Raw genomic sequence first — 20,017 nt, 5'->3', positions numbered from 1 at the left:
CTGTCCCACAGGCACGCTTGAAGTAGTCGGCCTGCTCGGGGGTGGGGCGAAGTTCAATCCTGTGCGAGAGCTGCATCGGTTCTCTATCCTGCATCAGCGCTTCTGATCCAGACGCTGCAGCGTCTTGACCAACACACCAGGTAGCTTTGGCGCCTTACCAATACTCATGGTGGTGTTTTTCATATCAACAATTATTCACTATCGCGCATTTGTAATACCAGAGTCAGAGCTCCTTCTATCCTCTGACCATCACGGGTTGGTAACCGGCAGATTGGAGCCGGGCGCGTGCCGCTTGCGCCGCCTGCTGCGACGGGTAGGGGCCGACACGGACGCGGTAAAGCGTTCGACCGTCGCTCATCCGCGCCGGTTCCACCTGCGAGGTGAGCCCCAAGAGCGCGAGTTCGGCGCGGACGCGGTTCGCCTCCTGTTCGGTGCCAAACGCCCCCACCTGCCAAAACCAGCGGGCTGCGTCCGCAGGGGGTGCAGGGGTGGGTTGCACGGTTGCGGCAGAAGGCTGGGGAGCAGCCGCAGTGGGCGAAGCGGGTGGAGCTGCGGGTGGAGGAGCGGTTGCGGCCAAAGAGCCCGGCGGTGGCGCCGGTTTGGTGGGACCCGCAGGGGGTTCAGAAGGTGGAGGAGCCTCCCGCTGCAGCGCCGCGAGGGAAGAGGAGGGGGATGGCACCGACGCGGTGGCGCCGGGTGCGCCGGCAGGCGGCTTTTCGGCGGCGGCTTCAGGGGGACGGCCGCGCACCATCTCGAGGATCTCTTTGGGAATCTCTGCCGGGGAGGGGGGAGCGGCGGGGCGGTCGCGGAACGGCGAGTGGCGGGTGACGTACCAGGCGGCGAGGAGCGCGACAAGAGTCCCGAGGGCGATGCCCAATAGGAGTCCGATAAAGGTGCCGCCGCGCACCTGCGGGGGGATCATGACCGGGCGCTCGCTCCCGCTCATCACCGCTTCACCTCACATCCGTTCCGGGGCCGAGACGCCGAGGAGCGTGAGGCCATTCTTGAGTACGTGTTGGGTTGCGCGCGCCAGCGCGAGGCGCGCAAGCCGTGTCGCTTCCTCGTCGACGAGGATGCGGTCGACGTTGTACCAGGCGTGGAAGTCGCTCGCGACCGCCTTGAGGTAGAAGGCGACGTGGTGCGGCGCCCGCTCTTCGGCGGCAGTGGCGATGACGGAGGGAAACTCCTGGAGCCGCTGCGCGAGCGTCAACGCCGCCTCCGACTTGGCAAGGGGGGTGAGGTCGGCTGCGGCGAGCCGCTCGTCGAGCGCTGTCTCTGCCTCATTCCCTTCTTCGCCACCTGCGCGCTCCTGCCACTCGCGCAGCACTGAGGCAATGCGGGCGTGGGCGTACTGGATGTAGTAGACGGGGTTGTCGTTCGATTGCCGTTTCGCGAGATCGAGGTCGAAGTCGAGGTGTTGGTCCGATTTGCGCAGGATGTAGAAGAAGCGCGCGGCGTCGTTCCCGACCTCGGCGCGCAGCTCGCGCAGGGTGACAAATTCGCCGGCACGGGTACTCATCGGCACCTTTTCGCCGTTGCGGTAGAGGACTGCGAACTGCACGAGGAGCACCTCGAGCCGCTGCGGGTCGAAGCCGAGCGCTTCGATCGCGGCGCGCACCCGCGGCAGATAGCCGTGGTGGTCGGCACCCCAGATATCGATGATCCGGTCGAAACCGCGTTCGAACTTGTTGCGGTGGTAGGCGATGTCGGAGGCGAAGTAGGTGTAGCTGCCGTTCGCCCGTTGCACGACCCGGTCCTTTTCGTCGCCGAAGGCGGTGGCGCGAAACCACTTGGCGCCGTCCTGGGTGTAGATGTGGCCCCGCTGCTCGAGCTCGGCGATCGTCTTTTCCACAAGCCCCGTGTCGTAGAGGCTTTGCTCCGAGAACCAGCAGTCGAAGGTGACGCCAAATTCGGCCAGGTCGTCGCGGCAGTCGCCGAGCTGCTCTGTGAGGACGAACTGGTGGAGCCAAGCGTAGTCGGCCCCCAACAGCTGCTTGGCGTTCGCGATCAGCGCGTCGAGCCGTGCTTCGCGTTGTGCGCTCGCGTCGGGGTCGCTCCGTTCCGTCGGCGGTTCTTCGGGAACGTCGGCAAGAACCTCCTCAGGCGTCGCGGTGACGAAGCGGTCGCCGTGGGCGGTTTTGAGCGTCTCGGCCATCGCGACGACATAGCGCCCCTGGTAGCCGTTTTTTGGGAAGGGGATCGTGACGCCAAAGAGCGCGAGGTAGCGCAGCCACGTCGAGAGGGTGAGGATATCCATCTGCCGCCCGGCGTCATTGACATAGTATTCGCGGCTCACCGGCCAGCCGGCAAAGGCGAGGAGGTTAGCGAGCGTTGCGCCGTACGCCGCGCCGCGCCCGTGGCCGACATGGAGCGGCCCGGTGGGGTTCGCGGAGACGAATTCGATCTGCACCCGCTCCCGCCGCGGAGTGCCGGCGCCAAAGCGGTCGCGCGCGGTGAGAATCTTCGGGATTACCGCCGTTTTGGCTGCGGGGGCCAAGCGGATGTTGAGAAAGCCGGGACCGGCGATCGTCACGTCGGCAACCCAGGGGTGGGGGGTGAGTTCGCGGAGGATCGTTTCGGCGATCGCCCGGGGGTTTTGCTTCACCGTTTTGGCGTTGGCAAGCGCCCAGGTGGTGGCCCAGTCGCCGTGGGCCGCCTCTTTCGGCCGCTCCAGGGTCACCGGCAGGTGGGCAAAAGCGGGAAACGCGGCGGTAATGGCTTGATGGAGCCATCCGGCGAGCACCTGTTGCGGCTCTTTTTGGGTCCAGTCACTGGAATTTGGCGTCATGTTGCGTTAGTTTCGGTCTACTATTCTCCGATTATACCCGCTTGCTTCGTCTCACGTACAATCGGCAAGCGCATGGAGAGGAGTCGTCGATGGCACACCACCTGGATCTGGATGCAGCGCAGCGGCGGTCGAGCATCGCTCCCCGGGGGTCCGCCCCCCTTCCGGCAGCTCCTTCCTTTCCGGTGCCGCTCGTCGTCGTCGCGGCGCTCGTGGTGATCGGCGCCGGGATCCAGGCTGTGGCGAGCTGGCTTGCGCCACTCTTGGTGGCGGCGTTCCTCGCGATGATCTCGATGCCGCCGCTCGTGTGGCTCCATGAGCGGCGGGTGCCGTGGGGAGTGGGGATCGTGCTCCTCTTTGTCGGGGTCGGTTTTGCCCTCTTCCAGCTCGTCACGGTGATCGAACTTACCGCGCGGGAGTTGGCCGCGAACAGCGCTGAATACCAGGCGAAGTGGCTCACCCTGATCGCGAGCATCCAGGCGGCGTTGGCCGCGCGCGGCGCGCCCTGGTCGTCGCTCTTTGCCGAACTGCCGACCCCGTCGCTCGCGGTGGTCGCGCAAGGGGCGCGGACGCTTGCGGCCGCGACCGGGCAGGTGACGGCGAACTTCGCGCTCGTTCTGTTGGCTTACGTTTTTCTCCTCCTCGAGGTGCCGACGCTTCCCCGCCGCTTTGCTGCGGCCTTTCCCCACCGGCGGCGCACCCAGGTGCGGTTGCGCCGTTTTCTCACCGCGGTGAACCGCTACCTGGTGATCAAGACGACGATCAGTATCCTCACCGGGCTCGGGGTCTGGGCGCTCCTCACCTGGCGGGGCGTCGATTTCGCCCTCTTTTTTGCGGTGCTCGCGGGGCTCCTCAACTTCATCCCGACGATCGGCTCGATCATCGCTGCGGTCCCGGCGGTGCTTTTGGCGCTGTTGCAGTTTGGCGCGGCTGAAGCGGCGATCCTCGCCGGCGGTTATCTCGCGCTCAACGTCCTCCTCGGCAGCCTTGTCGAACCGCGGTGGATGGGGCAGGCGTTGGGGCTCTCGCCCACAGTGGTGCTGATTTCGCTTCTCCTTTGGGGGTGGCTCTTGGGGACGGTCGGGGCCTTCTTGTCGATCCCGCTCACGATGATCGCGAAACTCGCCCTCGAAAGCCACCCCGCCACTCGCGGCTGGGCGGTGTTGATGGGGGGCGCAACGCGCGGCCGGTGACGGTACAATGCGCAATATTTTGCCTCCGCTCGCACCATGCGCCTCCTGCGCCTGCTTCGCATCCTGTGGATCGGTTACCGCTACCGGCTCGATGAGATCGTCTGCCAAGCCGATCCGTCGGGGCGGTTGAGTCGCTGGTGGCGTCGCCTCTTTTTCTGGCGGCACGATGCCACCCCACGCGGGGTGCGGCTGCGGGTTGCCCTCGAATCGCTCGGGCCGATCTTCGTCAAGTTCGGCCAGATGCTCTCGACCCGTCGCGACTTGATCCCCCCCGACATCGCCGACGAACTCGCAAAACTCCAGGACCGTGTCCCTCCCTTTGCGAGCGCCACCGCGCGGGCGATCCTCGAAGAGCACTTCAAGCGCCCATTGAACGAGGTTTTTGCGTCGTTTGACCCCGAGCCGGTGGCAAGCGCCTCAGTCGCGCAGGTCCACTTCGCAGTCCTTTTTGACGGCCGGGAAGCGGCGGTGAAGATCCTCCGCCCCGGGATCCGTCAGGTGATCGAACACGACCTCGCGTTGATGGACGCCGCCGCGTGGCTCCTTGAGGCGCTCTGGTCCGAAGGGGAGCGGTTGAAACCGCGCGAGGTCGTGGCCGAGTTTGCTAAGTCGCTCGACGACGAACTCGACCTCATGCGCGAGGCGGCCAACTGTTCGCAGTTGCGGCGCAACTTCCGGGAGAGCCCCCTTCTCATCGTCCCCGAGGTCTTCTGGGACTACTGCGGGCCGCAGGTGATGGTGATGGAGCGGATGCACGGGACGCCGATCTCGCAGATCGAGCAGCTGCGGGCGCAGGGGATCGACCTCAAACGCCTCTCCGCCGCGGGGGTCGAGATCTTCTTCACCCAAGTCTTCCGCGACGGCTTCTTTCACGCCGACATGCACCCGGGCAACATTCTGGTCGCGCCCGACGGCCGCTACATCGCGCTCGATTTTGGGATCATGGGGACGCTCGCGGAAGAGGACAAGAACTACCTCGCGGTCAATTTCCTCGCCTTTTTCCAGCGCGACTACCGCCGGGTGGCGCTCGCCCACATCGAGGCGGGTTGGGCGCCGCCCTACGTGCGGGTGGAGGAGTTCGAAGGAGCGATCCGCGCGGTGTGCGAACCGATCTTCGACCGCCCGCTCAAAGAGATCTCGTTTGGCAAGACGCTCCTTCGCCTCTTTCAGACGGCGCGCCGTTTCGAGGTCGAGGTCCAGCCGCAGCTGGTGCTGCTGCAGAAGACGCTCCTCAACATCGAGGGGCTCGGGCGGCAGCTCGACCCCGAATTGGACCTGTGGCAGACGGCGAAACCCTTCCTCGAGCGGTGGATGAGCGAGCAGGTGGGGTGGCGGGCGCTCCCCAAAGCGCTCAAGGAGGAGGCCCCCTACTGGGCCAGAATCGTGCCGCAGCTCCCGAGGCTCATCCACCAGGAGCTGGTGGCGCGCGAAACAGCCCGACGGCAGGAGAGAATCGCCGCGCGCCGTGCCGCCAAAGCGAAGCGCCGCGAATGGGCGCAGCGTTTGACGCTGGGCGCGTTGTGGCTGGCGTCGCTCGTTGCCGTCTGGTGGCTGACCCACAGCGGAGTGCTGGGATGAACCACGCCTGCACCTGCCAGTCGCTCGACCGCGAGCGGCTCTTTGCCCACCTTCAGGCGCTTGCCACCACCACGCCCGAGCTCCCGGCGCTCTTTGCCGAGCGGCCCCACCTGATCGCGCCGGTCGCCCTTTTTGTCCCCGAGAGCGATCTCGCGACGATGCGCGCAGTGGTCGCGGCGGTGGAGCGGCTCGCCTCGACCCCCCAGTGGGCGGCGTTGGCGCTTGCCGACGCCCCGCCCCTTGCGCGTGTGCCCTCTGCCGCGCGCGGCGTGTTGATGGGTTTCGATTTTCACCTCACCGAGCGCGGCCCACAGCTCATCGAGATCAACACCAACGCGGGGGGGGTGATGATCAACGCGGTGATCCGCGCCGCGCAGCGCGCCTGCTGTCCCGAATTGGCCGCAAAACTTGAGATGGAGGCGGCGCAACCGCTGGTCACGGAAAAGCTCCTGGCGATGTTTCGCGCCGAGTGGGCGCGGTGTCGTGGTTCTGAGCCGCTCACGACGATCGCGATCGTCGACGACGCCCCGAAGAGCCAATACCTCTACCCGGAGTTTCTCCTTTTTCGCGAACTCTTTCACCGCGCGGGCTACCGGGCGGTGATCGCGGACGCTACAGCTCTCACCGCGTCCGAGGGTCGCCTTTGGGCGATGGAGGGGAGCGGGCGCGACGCCGTCGACCTCGTCTACAACCGGCTCACCGATTTCGCGCTCACCGAGCCCCACCACGCTGCGCTGGCGGAGGCGCTTGCATCCGCTACCGCGGTGGTTACCCCCCACCCGCGCGCCCACGCGCTTCTTGCCGACAAGCGGCGGCTCGTGACGCTTTCGGACGAGGCGGCGCTGGTGGAACTGGGGGTCGACGGCGAGACGCGGGCGTTGCTCCTTGCCCACGTGCCCGCGACGCTCTTGGTCACACCGGCGAATGCCGCAACGCTCTGGACCGAGCGGCGCGCCTTCTTCTTCAAACCGGTGGCGGGTTACGGGAGCAAAGCGGCCTACCGCGGCGATAAGGTGACCCGCCGCGTCTGGGAAGAGGTGATTACTGCGGGCGACTACGTTGCGCAGGCCTACGCGGCCCCCGCGGTCCGGCCGGTACCGGTAGCGGGGGAGGAGGGCGCGCCCCTTCCCCTCAAATTTGACGTGCGCGCCTACGCCTATGGCGGCGAGGTGCTCCTCTTTGCCGCTCGCCTCTACGCGGGGCAGACCACCAACTTTCGCACCGTCGGGGGCGGCTTTGCCCCCGTCTTCGCCGCGTAGGGGCGTTGCGGTCAGGGGAGAATCAGGCCGCTGCCACCGCTCCGGGAACCGCCCAGGCCGCCAGCGCCCCCCAGGCCACCGGCACCCCCTGCGCCCCCCAGCCCGCCACCCGCGAGCGCCTGCTTCGCCAGCAGCGACGACTGCTCGAGCTCCAACCGCCGCAGCTCATCCTGCATCCGTTCGAGCTGCTTTTCGGCCGCGTCACTGAAGCCGGCAACCGCTTCGCTCAGGCTCTTTGCGGGAATCTCGAAGGTGAGCGGCAACGCCCCCATCGGTGTCATCACCGTGAGCTCACCGATGAACTTCTCGTCGCGGTTGGGGTCGGGAAGCCCGTCGGCCGTCACTGGAATCATCCGGCGGATCGCGCCGACGCGGGGGTCAGAAATCGTCTCTTCGCGGTAAAGCGCGTTGGCGTTGAGATTCGGTACCCGTTTGGCCATAGCCTGCTCCTGACATCGATCGGTAAAAGAGCAATTCTACCGACCTTTCCGCGAAAACGCCGCAACCGCCGCGCGCTTGCTACAATCGCGCTGTACCAACGCAAGGAAGTGGCATGTTTACCGGAATCGTGATCGGGGTGGGGCGAATCGCCGCGGTGATGCCGCTCACCGACGGGGTGCGGATCGCGGTCGACGTCGGTGCGCTCGACTTCTCGGATGTCAATGTGGGCGATAGCGTCGCCCACAGTGGCGTCTGTCTCACCGTCGTCGGCCGGCGGCGCGTGGGCGAAGGCGAATGGCTCGAGTACGACGTCTCCGGCGAAACCCTCTCCTGCACCACGGGGCTCGACCAGGTGGGCGCAACCGTCAACCTCGAGAAGGCGCTGCGGGTGGGCGACCCCCTCGGCGGCCACTGGGTCACCGGCCACGTCGACGCGGTGGGCGAGGTGGTCACGGTGACGCCCGTCGGCGATAGCACCCGGGTCGCCTTTCGCGCGCCCCCGCTTATTGCCCCGTTCATCGCCCGAAAGGGGTCGATCGCCGTCGACGGGGTGAGCCTCACGGTCAATGAGGTGCGGGACGAAGCCGACGGTAGCGCCTGCTTTACCGTGAACCTCATCCCCCACACCGTCGCGATGACCAATTTCGCCCGCCTTGCACCGGGGGTGCGGGTGAACCTCGAGGTCGACCCGATCGCCCGCTACGGGGAGCGGCTCCTCGCCTACGTGCGCCACTTCCCGCACGGGGTCGCGTCGGGCTCGGATCGTGCGGAGGAGCTGCGATGAACCACCCCGGCGAGAACGCCTCGGTCGCGGCGACTCCTTTCGCGACGATCCCCGAAGTGATCGCCGAAATCCGCGCCGGGCGGATGGTGATCCTTGTCGACGACGAAGATCGGGAGAACGAAGGCGACCTGGTGATGGCCGCCGAATGCGTTACCCCGGACGCGATCAACTTCATGGCGAAGTATGGCCGGGGGTTGATCTGCCTGACGCTCACCCCGGAGCGGTGCGCGCAGTTGGGGCTTCGTCTCATGGCCGAAGAGAACGGCACCCCCTACGGCACGGCGTTCACCGTCTCGATCGAAGCCGCAGAAGGGGTGACCACCGGCATCTCCGCTTTTGATCGCGCCCACACCATCCGCACCGCGGTGGCACGCAACGCCAAGCCCTCGGACCTCGTCCAGCCGGGCCACGTCTTCCCGTTGATGGCGCGCAAAGGGGGGGTGTTGATCCGCGCCGGTCACACCGAAGCGGGGTGCGACCTTGCTGCGCTCGCCGGTTTTGAACCCGCCGCAGTGATCTGCGAAATCCTTGCCGAGGATGGCTCGATGGCGCGGCTGCCGCAACTGCAGCGCTTTGCCGCCGAGCATGGTCTCAAGATCGGCGCGATCCGCGACCTTATCGAGTACCGTCTGCGCACCGAAACGCTGGTCGCCCGCGTCTTCGAAAAGCCGATCGCCACCCCGTGGGGCAGCTTGACGCTCACCGCCTTTCGCGACACCACCACCGGCGACGTCCACTTCGCGGCGTGGAAAGGGCCGATCACCCCCGAGCGCGAAACGTGGGTGCGCGTCCACGAGCCGGTCTCGATTCTCGATTTTCTCGATCCTGGCTACGCCGGCCACAGCGTCACGCTCCCCGAGGCGCTGCGCCGGATCGCCGAGAGCCCTGCGGGGGTCGCGGTGATGCTCTACCGGCCGCAGAGCGGCGACGAGCTGTTGGAGAACGTCACCCACCAGCGGGTGCGCCGCCGCGCCTGGGACCCGCGCTTTTTGGGCGTTGGCGCGCAGATTTTGCGCTCGCTCGGCGTGGGCAAAATGCGGCTCCTCTCCCACCCGATGCGTTTCCCCAACCTGACCGGTTTCGGCCTCGAAGTGGTCGGTTTTGCTGAAGAGAGATAACCATGGCACGCTACGACGACATTCCCGAATATGAACCCTCCCTCGACGGCCGTGGCCTCAAGGTGGGGATTGCCCTTTCGCGCTTCAACCAGGAGGTAGGCGACGGGCTTCTTTCAGCCGCGGTTGCGGAACTCCGCCGTCTCGGGGTCGCGCCCGCCGACATCGTGATCCTCACGGTGCCCGGGGCGCTCGAACTGCCGCTCATCCTCCAGCGCATGGCCAGAAGTGGCCGCTTTGACGCCCTCATTGCCCTGGGCGCGGTGATTCGCGGCGAGACCTACCACTTTGAGGTGGTGGCGAACGAAATGGCTGCCGGCATCACCCGGGTGCAGCTCGACACCGGCGTTCCGATCGCCAACGGGGTGCTGACCACCAACACCGACGAGGAGGCCGAAGTGCGCATGGCGGCGAAAGGGCGCGACTGCGCGCAAGTGGCCGTCGAGATGGCGAACCACCTGCGCGCGTTGGCGCGGGAAGGGGCAGTGCGATGAGCGACAACGAGACCGCAAAGAGCGGCAGCGACAAGTCGCGCTCGCGCCGGCGGCTCGCGCGCGAGCTCGCCCTCAAAGGGGTCTATCAGTGGCTGATCGCGGGCCATGACGTCGCGGCGATCGAGAATCAACTTGCTGAAGCCCCCGAATTTCCCAGCGCCGACCATCTGCTTTTTGTCGAGCTGTTGCGCGGCGCCACCCGGGACGCCGAGACCTACCGCGCCCAACTCGCCCCCTTCTCCCGCCGCGCGATCGCCGAACTCAACCCGATCGAACACGCGATCCTGCTCATCGCCGCAGCGGAGCTCGCTGGCCACCCCGAGACCAACCACCGGGTGATCATCGACGAGGCGATCGAGCTCGCCAAACGGTACGGCGCCGACGAAGGGTACAAGTTCGTCAACGGGGTGCTCGACCGCTACGCGAAAAGCGTTCGGCCGCAGTAAGTTGCCGGCGCGCCGCAAGCGCGAGTGCTGGGGTTCTGGGCAAGTAGGCTACAATCGCTCAGAGTTTTCCGCGTTAGGGGCTCTTGCGATGAACGTTCTCTTTCTCTGCACCGGCAACTCGTGCCGCTCGATTCTCGCCGAAGCGACCTTCAACCACCTCGCGCCTCCCGGCTGGCGCGCTGTAAGCGCCGGGAGCCACCCCACCGGATACGTCCATCCGCGCGCGTTGCGGCTGCTTGCGCGCGAGGGAATCGCCACTGAGGGTCTCAAGAGCAAATCGTGGCACGACCTTCCGATCACCCCCGAGATCGTGATCACCGTCTGCGCAAGCGCCGCCGGCGAGACCTGCCCCGCCTACCTCGGTGACGCGGTGCGCGCCCACTGGGGGGTTGAAGACCCCGCGCGCGCGACCGGCTCAGAGGAGGCGATCGACGCCGCTTTCGAAGCCGCCTACCGGATCCTGCGCGCGCGCATCGAAGCCTTTCTCGCGCTGCCGCTCGAGGAATTACGCCACGACCGGGCGCGGCTCCAGGCGGAACTCAACCGGATCGGCAACCTGCTGCCGATTGCAACCGACGATGCAGCTGAAACAAGGAGGTGTGATCGGGTAAAACGGCCCGCGTGGGGCAAATGGGACGCGACAGCCGGGCGCGGCCACCCGCTCGTTGACCACTGCCTCGATGTCGCAGTAGTCTTCCGCGCGCTACTTGAGCTGCCACACGTCGCTCGGGGTTTGGGGGCGCTCACCGAGAGCCAGAAAGCGCGCCTTGCGGTGCTCGCCTTTCTTCATGACCTCGGGAAGTGCAACTGGGGCTTTCAGGCGAAGGCCGATCCTAACGCCCGCGAAACGGCTGGGCATCTGCTCGAGGCGGTGGCGCTGCTCTATGAGCCAGAACTGCAAGCGCTGTGGCCGCCGGCATGGTTGGAACTCATCACCGACATCGCCGGCTGGTTCCAGGACGACGTGGGCGAGCAGGCGCTGCAGATGCTCTTTGCGAGCATCTCGCACCACGGCTGGCCTATTTCGCTGAATGATTACTGGAATCAAGGCGCAGATCGCGATTCCCTGAAGTGGTGGCGCGCCCGAAAGGGGTACGATCCCGCCGCGGCGCTTGCCGAATTGAGCGAAGCCGTCCGCTGCGCGTTTCCCGCGGCGTTTGCTGCAAATGTCCCCAAGATCGACGCCACACCCGCGTTGCAGCAGCGCTTTGCGGGGCTCGTGATGCTCGCCGACTGGATCGGCTCGGATACCCAATTCTTCCCCTATCGCGCAAGCCCCGACGAAGACCGACAGGCATTCGCGCAAGCTGCAGCCGAGCGGGCGCTTGCCGCGATTGGGTTGCTGCCACCGAAAGAGCGGCGCGTCGAGCACTTCAAGGCGACTTTTGGCTTTGACCCAACGCCGCTCCAAGCGAAGCTCGCGCAGGAGTTGGCGATCTCTGACGCCACACGCCTCGTGCTCGTCGAGTCCGACACCGGCTCGGGCAAAACCGAGGCGGCGCTTGCGTGGTTTTTGCGTCTCTACACAGCAGGCAAGGTTGATGGCCTCTACTTTGCGTTGCCCACGCGGGTCGCGGCGCGCGAGCTCTACACACGCGTCCTGCGCGCGGTCGAAGCCGCTTTTCCGGCCCAGAACCGCCCGGGGCCCGTGCTCCTTGCCGCGCCCGGCTATGTGAAAGTCGACGGTGAAGATCTCCCCGCGCTGCTGACCGACCCGAGCGGCACCCTGTGGGACGAGGGATGGAGCGCCGACGGAAAGAGACAGATCGACGAAAAGGGCGCTTGGCGGCGCGATCGGCTCTGGTCAGCGGCGCGCCCCAAGCGTTTTCTCGCCGCCCCAGTTGCGGTGGGGACGATCGACCAGGCGCTCCTTTCGGTCTTGCAGGTGAAACACAGCCTCCTGCGTTCGGTCTGTCTCGACCGCCACCTCTTGGTTGTGGACGAAGTCCACGCCTCCGACCCCTACATGCGCGAGGTGCTGCGTGCGTTGCTCGACGGGCACCTGCAGCGCGGCGGCTGGGCGCTGCTCCTCTCGGCAACATTGGGCGAAGCGGCCGCAGCCCCCTATTTCCAGCGCGAATGCCAACCGCTCCAAGCGGCGATCGCCCGGCCTTATCCCCTCATCACGACCCGCAGCAGTGCGATCCCGATTCCCGCCACCCGCACGCGCGAGGTGGCCGTGGCGCTGTCGCCGACGCTTACCGACGATGCGGCGTTGCTCCCGCCCCTGATCGATGCCCTTGCGCGCGGCGCACGGGTGCTCGTCGTGTGCAACACCGTCGCCCGCGCCAACGCCCTCTTTCGCGCGGTGGAAGCGGCCCTTACCGAAAAGCGCCCCGACCTTTTGCCCGCGCTCTTTGCCCTCAAGGGCGTGCGCTGCCCCCACCACGGGCGCTTTGCGCGCGAAGACCGCGAGCGGCTCGACGCTGCGGTCACGGCAGCGCTCGGCAAGGGTTCGGCTGCTCGCGCGCAGTTACTCATCGGCACGCAGACGCTCGAGCAGAGCCTCGACATCGACGCCGACGGGCTGGTGACCGATCTCGCACCGATGGACGTCCTCATTCAGCGCTTCGGCCGGCTCCACCGCCACAGCGACCGCCCGCGTCCCGAGGGGTTCGAACGCCCGCAGGCATTGGTGCGGGTGCCGGAGAAGGAGCTTGCCGCATACCTCGACCGTGAGGGCAAGCTGCGCGCCCCTGCGGGGCTTGGCGCGGTTTATTCCGACGGCCGCGTGTTACAGCTCACCTGGCAGTCGCTCGCCGCGAATCCTATACTCCAGTTGCCCGCTGAGGCCCGGATGCGCATCGAGGGGACCACCCACCCCGAGGCGTTCGCAACGCTTCCCGACGCGTGGCGTCGTCATGCCGAGAACCTGTTGGGCAAGGCGCTCACAGAAATCCGCCAAGCAGCCCGTGCGACGCTCGAAGAGAAGCCTTTTGGCGAACTCCACTACCCGGACAAGAGCGAGCACGTCGTCACGCGCCTTGCCGACCCCACCTTCGACATTCCACTGTGCCCACCGACGCGGTCGCCGTTTGGCACCCTGATCGCGCGCGTTGCGATTCCGGCCCGCTGGCTTGAAGGCGAGACGGTGCCCGAGGTTATCACCCCAGAACCCACACCCGACGGCTTTCGTTTTACCGTGGGGGCGCAACGCTTTCGCTACACCCGCTTTGGATTGGAGAGAGAGGATGCATGACCTGCTTTCTGAGCCGCTGATCGGCGTCATCACCCCCGAAGGCCCCGAGCGTATGAGTCTTCCGGAATTGCTTGCCGCATTGAGCGCCGGCCGCATTGACGGCTACACGGGGCTGCGCGCCCACCAGGCCGACCCGTGGCTCGTCTTCCTCGTGCAGCTTGCGGCGAGCATTCAGGCGCGTGCGCCGACCGAGACGCTTCCTACCGACGCCACCTATTGGCGCGAAGGGCTTTTGGATTTGGCCGACGGACAAGCGTCGGCCTGGCATCTCGTCGAAGAGGATGTGACCCAACCGGCGTTCCTGCAGCATCCGTGGCAAAGCTGGGAGAAGGATGCGGCCGATTACGGTATCAAGATCGCGCGCGGCACGACCGTGTTGGAGCCCAAGGCCCGCACACCGGATGAGCTGGACGTGCTCGTCACGTCCAAAAACCACGACGTGAAGGTTGCTCGGATTGGCGCTGAGGTCATCGAGGCGTGGCTCTTTGCACTGGTGCTGTTGCAGACGACAAGCGGCTTTCTTGGGCAAGGAAACTACGGCATCGTGCGCATGAATGGCGGTTTTGCCAGCCGCGCCATCGTCTCGTGGGCAAGGAGTCCAAACCCGGCGCGCCGCTTTCACGATGAGGTGACAGCGCTCAAAGGGCTGCGGAGCTCGATTCGGGAGGCGTTCAACTACCGGGAGCGCGGCACGGTGCTCACCTGGCTCACTTCGTGGGACCGCACGACCCACCAGTACACCCTCACCGATCTCGAACCGTGGTTCATCGAGGCGGCACGGCCGGTGCGTTTACGGATGGTGGAAGGGGGCGGCATTGTCGCACTAGGCGCGACCAGTCAGGCGCGGCAGATCGGCCCCAAGACTCTCGACAACGGTGACGTCGGCGACCCTTGGACGCCGATCAACGTGAACGACAAGAAAAAGGGCCGATCGGCACTGACCCTGTCATCGGAAGGCTTTACGCCGCAGCGGCTCACCGATCTCCTCTTTCAGCAGGGGTTTGAACTCACCCCGCTGCAAACGCCCCCGCCAGGCGAAGGGCTGGGGTGGTTCCTCGCGAGTTGTCTCGCGCGTGGCCAAGGTACCACCGAGGGCCTGCACCAGGCGGCTCTGCCCGTGCCACCCAAGGCGCGCCTGGCATTGCTGCGCAAAGAGAGTCGCGAGACGCTCGGGGCGCTCGCGCAAAAGCTCATCACCGACGCCAAGGAGGTCGAACGGGCGCTCTCTGCCGCGCTGGTCGTGCTTAGCGAGGGCGGCCCCGAAACTGCTGACTTCAACCGCGACGCCGTGAAGCGCTGGATTGACGGCGCGCGTGGCCGTTTTGCCAAAACCTGGGAGGCGAACTACTTCCCAACACTCTGGCGCGGCGCGGAGGAGCCGCACGAGACGGTGCGTCACGACTGGCAGCAGGAGCTCGTGAACAAAGCCGCTGCCCTGCTGGATGAGGCAAACCAACGCCTGCCGATTCCCGCCAACCGTACCTGGCGCGCCGTCACTCGGGCAAACAACGTTTTCCGCGCGATGCTCCGCAAGCACTCGTTGCCCCTCCCAGGTGAGGCACACCATTTCGCCCTTGATGCTCAGGAGACCATCGCATGACCGAAACAGCACAACAATCACCAGCACAAGCCGATTCGCTCGCTGCGCAAGTGGCGCGTCTTGCGGGCGTCATCGGCTCGCCGCACTACCCGAGCGGCGATCGCGCCGCGCTGCGCCGCTGGGCGCCGGGGCAGCCGCTGCCGCTCCCCTTTTACCGTCTGTGGCTGCGCCATCTCGACACTGAACTGCCACCTTCCACGCAACTGGAGGGCTGGATGGCGCTCACCTGGGCGATCGCCACCCTCGGGGCCGATGCTCACGCGCCCAAGCGGCCGCTCGGTCAGGCGCTGGCCGAAAGCAAGTTTGCTGAAGGACGGCTCGAGCGGCTCCTCTCAGCACCCGACGACGTGCGGCTCGAGCTCTTCATGAGCGCGATCCGCTTTCTCGCCGCGAAGGGCGAACGCTTCGATCTCACGGAGGTAGCCCGCTTTGTGCTCACCCACGACGCTGACAAGCGTGAGCTGCTGCACCGCCAGATCGCCGCCGCCTACTACCGCCACGCCAAAGATTCGCAATCCTGAAAGGAGCTACCGCGATGTTTCTCCAAATCCACACCCTCACCGCCTATCCCGCGAGCCTCTTGAACCGCGACGACGCGGGCCTTGCCAAACGCATCCCCTTTGGCAACGCCGTTCGCCTGCGCGTCTCTTCCCAGTGCCTCAAGCGCCATTGGCGTGAGCATCTCGCCGCGCGCCTGCCCGAAGTGCCCGACGGTCTGCGCACACGCTCCTTTTTCACCCGCGCGGTGCTCCCGCGGGCGGTGGCGCAGGGGGTTTCCGAAGAGGTAGCGAAAACCCTCATCGAGCCGCTTGCCAAAGCGGTGATCGATGGCGGAGTGAAGGAGGGGGGTGATCTCAACCAGCCCGTCCTCTTTGGCGAACGCGAAGCGGACTATTTCGCCAAGATGCTGGCGGAAGTGAGCCGCGAAGAGGATCCCGCCAAAGCGCTTAGCGAACGCCTCAAATCGAAGGACGAGAAAGCGAACCTCCAAGCGATGAGCCGCGCCGCCGCTGGGCTCACCGCGGCCCTCTTTGGCCGCATGGTCACCTCGGACCTGCTTGCCCGCGTCGACGCCCCCGTCCACGTCGCCCACGCCTTCACCGTGCACGCCGCCAACACCGAAATCGACTACTTCACCGTGGTCGATGACCTCAACCGCGACGACGAAACCGGTGCAGCCCACGCCAACGAGACCGAGCTCGGAGCGGGTGTCTACTACGGCTACGTCGCCGTCGACGTGCCGCTCCTTGTCTCCAACCTCACCGGCTGCAGGCGTGACGAATGGCGCGCTCAAGACCCAGCGACCGCACGCCGGGTCCTCACCGCGCTCATCGAGACCATCGCGCAGCAAAGTCCGGGGGCGAAGAAGGGGAGCACCGCCCCCTACGCCTGGGCCGATTGGGTGTTGCTTGAGGCCGGTACCGCGCAGCCGCGGACGCTCGCGAACGCCTTTCTCGACGCCGTGCCGTGGAAGGGGGCGTCGCGCGATCTGCGCCTGATCGCCGCCGAGCGGATGGCAAAATACTTAGATAACCTCGACAAGATGTACGGCAAGCCCGCGGGCTACCGAGGACTTTCGACATCGCTCGACCCCGTGCCCGCCGCGCTCCCGGAAAAAACGGTCCTGTCAGACAATATCGCATCGGCGCTCGCCGCGCTCTGGAGCTAGGGCGATGGAATGCCTGATTCTGCGTTTCGACGCGCCCCTCATGAGCTTCGGTGGCGTGGTGGTCGATCAGCACCACCCCACCTGGCGCTTTCCCGGAGTCGCGATGCTGGCGGGGCTACTCGGCAACGCGCTGGGCTGGGACCATCGCGACAGCGGCAAACTCCAACGGCTGCAAGACCGCCTGCGCTTTGCCGCCCGGTGGGACGCCGAACCCGAACCGCTTCTCGACTACCAGACTGTCGATCTCGGGCAAGACTTTCTGGTCGATACCGGTTGGACCACGCGCGGCCGGCGTGAGGAGCGCAAAGGCGGCACCGCAGCTACCGGCACGCACATCCGCTACCGCCACCACTGGGCCAATGGCGTCATGACCGTGGTGCTCGCGCTCGAAGGGTGCGACGACCCGACGCTCGACGAGCTCGAGCACGCCTTGCGCACCCCTGCGCGGCCGCTCTTCATCGGCCGCAAACCGTGCCTCCCCGCCGCGCCGCTCTTCATCGGCCGCCGCGAAGCGCCAGGGGTGAGAGCCGCGCTTGCCGCCGAGCCCTTGGCCGAGATCGGCCCACGCCGCCGCCCCATCCAGATCACGGCGCTTTGGCCGATGGACGAAGGCGAAGGGGCGATGGTCGAAGAGCGCTTCGACGCCCGCGACTGGGCAAACAACATCCACGTCGGCTCCCGCCGCTATGCCGTCGGCCTGCTGGAGGTCGCGCGATGAGTCCGCTTTACCTTCTGCGCATCCCGGTCGATCCCCCGCGGCTCCTCCGTTTTGCCGCGGCGCACGGAATCACCCAGGAAGACGAGACGCTCGGCTATACCCTCCACGCGTGGCTTGCGGCACTCTTTGGCACGCATGCGCCGAAGCCCTTTCGCTACTTCGAGCGCCGGCAAGAACTCCTCGCCTACGCCACAGAGGACGCTGCAACCCTCATCGCCCACGCCCAGGACATCGCTAAACCCGAGGCCTGGGCCGCGCTCGGCGCTGACGGATTGGCGGGAAAACCGATGCCGTCTGCGTGGCGGGTCGGGCAACGGCTGCGCCTCGAGGTGCTCGCCTGCCCCGCGTCGCGCGTGGGGGACGAGGAGAAGGATGTCTACCTGCGCGCGCTCGACCGCCTCGGAGACAAGGCCCCCGCCCGCGGTGAGGTCTACCAAGCGTGGTTCGCGCGCCAATGGGGCTCAGCGGTGCAGTTGGCGAATGTGGAGCTCCTAGGGATGCGGGCGCGGGTGCGTTTACTGCGCCGAGCGCGCAACGGCAACAATCGATTGCGCGTCGTCGAGCGGCCGGAAGCGCTCTTTGTCGCCGACGCGGTGATCACCGACCCCGAGCGCTTCCAGACGCTCCTCGCCCGCGGCATCGGCCGCCACCGCGCCTTTGGCTACGGCATGGTTTTGCTGAGCCCCCCGCGATGAGTAAGGTGCCGGGTCTCCTCCATGGGCGGCTGGGGTTGGCCGCCTCGCGCATTCCCCATGCCGACCGCCATGGTCTCCTCTATCTCGAATACGGCCGGCTTTCTGTTCTTTAAAAATTGAATTTTTTCGCTATGGGGTTATCGTCATGATCGTCCCCCGCGCATGCGGGGATCGACCCCACGCCGCCACCTTTGTCGAGGCTGCTGCTGACTCTTCCCCGCGCACGCGGGGATCGACCCGAAGACTGACCTTCTCACCGAAAAAGAGCGCGGCCTTCCCCGCGCACGCGGGGATCGACCTGATCCGCATCGAAATCGACGACCGTGAAGTGCGCCTTCCCCGCGCACGCGGGGATCGACCCCGCTTCGGCGATGGTCTCGAGATCAACGAGCGGCCTTCCCCGCGCACGCGGGGATCGACCAATACCCAGGTAGGCCAGTGGCACGAGGCTTCGAGTCTTCCCCGCGCACGCGGGGGATCGACCCTGAGGAGCGCAACCATGACTGACTACTGGTCAGTCTTCCCCGCGCACGCGGGGATCGACCCGCCGACAACCCCAACCTCGTGGCCGAGGTGGAGTCTTCCCCGCGCACGCGGGGATCGACCCCATGGAACGTTCCGGGCGGAATTGCTCCGAACGCCTTCCCCGCGCACGCGGGGATCGACCCGCTATGGTCGCTTCTCGGCTTGGTGTTCGTGTGCCTTCCCCGCGCACGCGGGGATCGACCTCTCGGCCACGCTCATCTCGGCGAGCAGATCGAGCCTTCCCCGCGCACGCGGGGATCGACCCCAGGAAGCGAAGGGCGGAAACAACGCGATCGTGCCTTCCCCGCGCACGCGGGGATCGACCATGACCGTGAAGGCCTCCGCAAAAGGTGTCGCAGCCTTCCCCGCGCACGCGGGGATCGACCCGCCAAGAGCTTTGAGCGCGCGTTCGGGAAGATGCCTTCCCCGCGCACGCGGGGATCGACCCGGTAAGCGCCCATTCTGCTACCTCGCGGTCGGGCCTTCCCCGCGCACGCGGGGATCGACCTGCAAAGCTCCAGCGCGAGCTTACGCGCCGCGAGCCTTCCCCGCGCACGCGGGGATCGACCCGCGCCGTGGCCATGCACATGAGCGGCGACAACGCCTTCCCCGCGCACGCGGGGATCGACCCCCGCGCCTGGTAGATTACCCCTTGCGGGCCGAGCCTTCCCCGCGCACGCGGGGATCGACCTGAACCGTTGCGCGAGGTCGTTCGCGCGGTCGAGCCTTCCCCGCGCACGCGGGGATCGACCTTCGCCGACACCGCGATCGTCAATGGCGTCGAGGCCTTCCCCGCGCACGCGGGGATCGACCCGACACTTTGATGTCGGTGGTGAAGGTGTCGATGCCTTCCCCGCGCACGCGGGGATCGACCTGGATCGAGATGATTCCGTTCTGATGGAGGAAGGCCTTCCCCGCGCACGCGGGGATCGACCCCAGCTGCGCCTGGCCACCGGCAGCACGCAGGCGCCTTCCCCGCGCACGCGGGGATCGACCCGAAACCTGGCTACGCTGGCCTGAACGTATTTGGCCTTCCCCGCGCACGCGGGGATCGACCCATTCGCATGGGCGTCGAGTACGACGAATGGGGGCCTTCCCCGCGCACGCGGGGATCGACCACATTGGTCGATCCTTTCGCGGGAGTGATGAATGCCTTCCCCGCGCACGCGGGGATCGACCCGCTTCTGTGAGCTGGCGGGTCGTGGTTGCGGAGCCTTCCCCGCGCACGCGGGGATCGACCCTTGGCGTAGAACTTGAGCCGCTCGGCCGGCGTGCCTTCCCCGCGCACGCGGGGATCGACCTTTTAATTTCCCCACGAAGGAGCAACCGATGTTGCCTTCCCCGCGCACGCGGGGATCGACCCTCAATGGTCGAGCATTCAGCCAGTTGAGTGGAGCCTTCCCCGCGCACGCGGGGATCGACCCGGCGAGGTGGTGCCGGTCGAGACAAAGGCGGCGCCTTCCCCGCGCACGCGGGGATCGACCCGACATCGCCGCCTTGAGTGTTCTTGGCGTGC

The 20,017-nt window shown here is 66.7% G+C and carries 17 protein-coding genes, 2 pseudogenes and 1 CRISPR repeat array; of the genes and pseudogenes, 15 read left to right on the top strand and 4 right to left on the bottom strand.

Features of this window, described 5'->3' with window-relative positions; genetic code table 11:
* The 3 genes from ACYQ6T_RS09720 to argS form a co-directional block, all read right to left on the bottom strand.
* Positions 1-76, bottom strand: a 76-nt coding sequence (locus tag ACYQ6T_RS09720; RefSeq protein ID WP_459830390.1) for a helix-turn-helix domain-containing protein, incomplete at its 3' end; no start/stop codon positions are given.
* Between the two features lie 159 nt (positions 77-235).
* Entirely contained in the window at positions 236-946 is a 711-nt protein-coding gene (locus ACYQ6T_RS09715) for an SPOR domain-containing protein (protein ID WP_459830387.1), read from the bottom strand.
* Between the two features lie 12 nt (positions 947-958).
* The gene (gene argS, locus ACYQ6T_RS09710; RefSeq protein WP_459830385.1) at positions 959-2,788 is read right to left on the bottom strand and encodes an arginine--tRNA ligase; all 1,830 of its coding nucleotides are present in this window, start codon (positions 2,786-2,788) and stop codon (positions 959-961) included.
* Positions 2,789-2,877: 89 nt separating this feature from the next.
* On the opposite strand from argS, the gene ACYQ6T_RS09705 reads away from it, so the two are divergent.
* Genes ACYQ6T_RS09705 through ACYQ6T_RS09695 form a run of 3 tightly spaced genes read left to right on the top strand, consistent with a single transcriptional unit; the run spans position 2,878 to position 6,815 of the window.
* Entirely contained in the window at positions 2,878-3,978 is a 1,101-nt protein-coding gene (locus ACYQ6T_RS09705; protein ID WP_459830384.1) for an AI-2E family transporter, read from the top strand.
* Between the two features lie 36 nt (positions 3,979-4,014).
* Positions 4,015-5,556 carry a ubiquinone biosynthesis regulatory protein kinase UbiB gene (gene ubiB, locus ACYQ6T_RS09700; protein WP_459830382.1) on the top strand — a complete coding sequence of 514 codons (1,542 nt, stop codon included), beginning with the start codon at positions 4,015-4,017 and terminating at the stop codon, positions 5,554-5,556.
* A complete protein-coding gene (locus ACYQ6T_RS09695) occupies positions 5,553-6,815 on the top strand; it encodes a hypothetical protein (protein WP_459830381.1) in 1,263 nt (420 codons plus the stop codon). The genes ubiB and ACYQ6T_RS09695 overlap by 4 nt, the downstream gene beginning before the upstream one ends.
* A gap of 11 nt (positions 6,816-6,826) precedes the next feature.
* Here ACYQ6T_RS09695 and ACYQ6T_RS09690 read toward each other — a convergent pair whose 3' ends face one another.
* Positions 6,827-7,255, bottom strand: coding sequence for a hypothetical protein (locus ACYQ6T_RS09690; protein ID WP_459830380.1), 429 nt, complete (start codon positions 7,253-7,255; stop codon positions 6,827-6,829).
* Between the two features lie 113 nt (positions 7,256-7,368).
* Here ACYQ6T_RS09690 and ACYQ6T_RS09685 point away from each other — a divergent pair, with 113 nt between their 5' ends.
* From ACYQ6T_RS09685 to ACYQ6T_RS09630, 12 genes and pseudogenes are all read left to right on the top strand, one after another.
* A complete protein-coding gene (locus ACYQ6T_RS09685) occupies positions 7,369-8,040 on the top strand; it encodes a riboflavin synthase (RefSeq protein WP_459830379.1) in 672 nt (223 codons plus the stop codon).
* Positions 8,037-9,158, top strand: coding sequence for a bifunctional 3,4-dihydroxy-2-butanone-4-phosphate synthase/GTP cyclohydrolase II (gene ribBA / locus ACYQ6T_RS09680; protein WP_459830378.1), 1,122 nt, complete (start codon positions 8,037-8,039; stop codon positions 9,156-9,158). The genes ACYQ6T_RS09685 and ribBA overlap by 4 nt, the downstream gene beginning before the upstream one ends.
* A 2-nt stretch (positions 9,159-9,160) precedes the next feature.
* Positions 9,161-9,649: a 6,7-dimethyl-8-ribityllumazine synthase gene (gene ribH / locus ACYQ6T_RS09675; RefSeq protein WP_459830376.1), complete on the top strand. Its 489-nt coding sequence runs from the start codon at positions 9,161-9,163 to the stop codon at positions 9,647-9,649.
* A complete protein-coding gene (gene nusB, locus ACYQ6T_RS09670; RefSeq protein WP_459830375.1) occupies positions 9,646-10,095 on the top strand; it encodes a transcription antitermination factor NusB in 450 nt (149 codons plus the stop codon). Before ribH ends, nusB begins: the two co-directional genes overlap by 4 nt.
* Before the next feature lie 88 nt (positions 10,096-10,183).
* Positions 10,184-10,654 (top strand): annotated as a pseudogene (locus tag ACYQ6T_RS09665) (arsenate reductase ArsC); the annotation flags it as partial.
* The gene (cas3, locus tag ACYQ6T_RS09660; RefSeq protein ID WP_459830389.1) at positions 10,643-13,294 is read left to right on the top strand and encodes a CRISPR-associated helicase Cas3'; all 2,652 of its coding nucleotides are present in this window, start codon (positions 10,643-10,645) and stop codon (positions 13,292-13,294) included. The pseudogene ACYQ6T_RS09665 and the gene cas3, both read left to right, overlap by 12 nt.
* Positions 13,287-14,894 (top strand): type I-E CRISPR-associated protein Cse1/CasA, encoded by a 1,608-nt coding sequence (casA, locus tag ACYQ6T_RS09655; protein WP_459830374.1) that lies wholly within the window; start codon positions 13,287-13,289, stop codon positions 14,892-14,894. The genes cas3 and casA overlap by 8 nt, the downstream gene beginning before the upstream one ends.
* Positions 14,891-15,415: a type I-E CRISPR-associated protein Cse2/CasB gene (gene casB / locus ACYQ6T_RS09650; protein WP_459830372.1), complete on the top strand. Its 525-nt coding sequence runs from the start codon at positions 14,891-14,893 to the stop codon at positions 15,413-15,415. The genes casA and casB overlap by 4 nt, the downstream gene beginning before the upstream one ends.
* Before the next feature lie 14 nt (positions 15,416-15,429).
* Positions 15,430-16,563 (top strand): type I-E CRISPR-associated protein Cas7/Cse4/CasC, encoded by a 1,134-nt coding sequence (cas7e, locus tag ACYQ6T_RS09645; protein ID WP_459830371.1) that lies wholly within the window; start codon positions 15,430-15,432, stop codon positions 16,561-16,563.
* A gap of 4 nt (positions 16,564-16,567) precedes the next feature.
* Positions 16,568-17,281, top strand: coding sequence for a type I-E CRISPR-associated protein Cas5/CasD (gene cas5e, locus ACYQ6T_RS09640; RefSeq protein WP_459830370.1), 714 nt, complete (start codon positions 16,568-16,570; stop codon positions 17,279-17,281).
* Positions 17,278-17,976, top strand: coding sequence for a type I-E CRISPR-associated protein Cas6/Cse3/CasE (locus ACYQ6T_RS09635; protein WP_459830369.1), 699 nt, complete (start codon positions 17,278-17,280; stop codon positions 17,974-17,976). The genes cas5e and ACYQ6T_RS09635 overlap by 4 nt, the downstream gene beginning before the upstream one ends.
* Positions 17,973-18,083, top strand: a pseudogene (locus ACYQ6T_RS09630) (type I-E CRISPR-associated endonuclease Cas1e); the annotation flags it as partial. The gene ACYQ6T_RS09635 and the pseudogene ACYQ6T_RS09630, both read left to right, overlap by 4 nt.
* A gap of 409 nt (positions 18,084-18,492) precedes the next feature.
* Positions 18,493-19,985: a CRISPR direct-repeat array (repeat unit 28 nt; unit sequence GCCTTCCCCGCGCACGCGGGGATCGACC).
* Positions 19,986-20,017: the final 32 nt, after the last annotated feature.

It is taken from the genome of Hydrogenophilus islandicus, assembly GCF_054657095.1.
Note: the sequence above shows the minus strand (reverse complement) of the source record. Positions and strands in the feature narration are given on the sequence as shown.

What these genes read in the sequence shown, in the direction of transcription:
- ACYQ6T_RS09715 (WP_459830387.1), bottom strand. Translation starts at nt 946, where the DNA reads ATGAGCGGGAGCGAGCGCCCGGTCATGATCCCCCCGCAGGTGCGCGGC.
- argS (WP_459830385.1), bottom strand. Translation starts at nt 2,788, where the DNA reads ATGACGCCAAATTCCAGTGACTGGACCCAAAAAGAGCCGCAACAGGTG.
- ACYQ6T_RS09705 (WP_459830384.1), top strand. Translation starts at nt 2,878, where the DNA reads ATGGCACACCACCTGGATCTGGATGCAGCGCAGCGGCGGTCGAGCATC.
- ubiB (WP_459830382.1), top strand. Translation starts at nt 4,015, where the DNA reads ATGCGCCTCCTGCGCCTGCTTCGCATCCTGTGGATCGGTTACCGCTAC.
- ACYQ6T_RS09695 (WP_459830381.1), top strand. Translation starts at nt 5,553, where the DNA reads ATGAACCACGCCTGCACCTGCCAGTCGCTCGACCGCGAGCGGCTCTTT.
- ACYQ6T_RS09690 (WP_459830380.1), bottom strand. Translation starts at nt 7,255, where the DNA reads ATGGCCAAACGGGTACCGAATCTCAACGCCAACGCGCTTTACCGCGAA.
- ACYQ6T_RS09685 (WP_459830379.1), top strand. Translation starts at nt 7,369, where the DNA reads ATGTTTACCGGAATCGTGATCGGGGTGGGGCGAATCGCCGCGGTGATG.
- ribBA (WP_459830378.1), top strand. Translation starts at nt 8,037, where the DNA reads ATGAACCACCCCGGCGAGAACGCCTCGGTCGCGGCGACTCCTTTCGCG.
- ribH (WP_459830376.1), top strand. Translation starts at nt 9,161, where the DNA reads ATGGCACGCTACGACGACATTCCCGAATATGAACCCTCCCTCGACGGC.
- nusB (WP_459830375.1), top strand. Translation starts at nt 9,646, where the DNA reads ATGAGCGACAACGAGACCGCAAAGAGCGGCAGCGACAAGTCGCGCTCG.
- casA (WP_459830374.1), top strand. Translation starts at nt 13,287, where the DNA reads ATGCATGACCTGCTTTCTGAGCCGCTGATCGGCGTCATCACCCCCGAA.
- casB (WP_459830372.1), top strand. Translation starts at nt 14,891, where the DNA reads ATGACCGAAACAGCACAACAATCACCAGCACAAGCCGATTCGCTCGCT.
- cas7e (WP_459830371.1), top strand. Translation starts at nt 15,430, where the DNA reads ATGTTTCTCCAAATCCACACCCTCACCGCCTATCCCGCGAGCCTCTTG.
- cas5e (WP_459830370.1), top strand. Translation starts at nt 16,568, where the DNA reads ATGGAATGCCTGATTCTGCGTTTCGACGCGCCCCTCATGAGCTTCGGT.
- ACYQ6T_RS09635 (WP_459830369.1), top strand. Translation starts at nt 17,278, where the DNA reads ATGAGTCCGCTTTACCTTCTGCGCATCCCGGTCGATCCCCCGCGGCTC.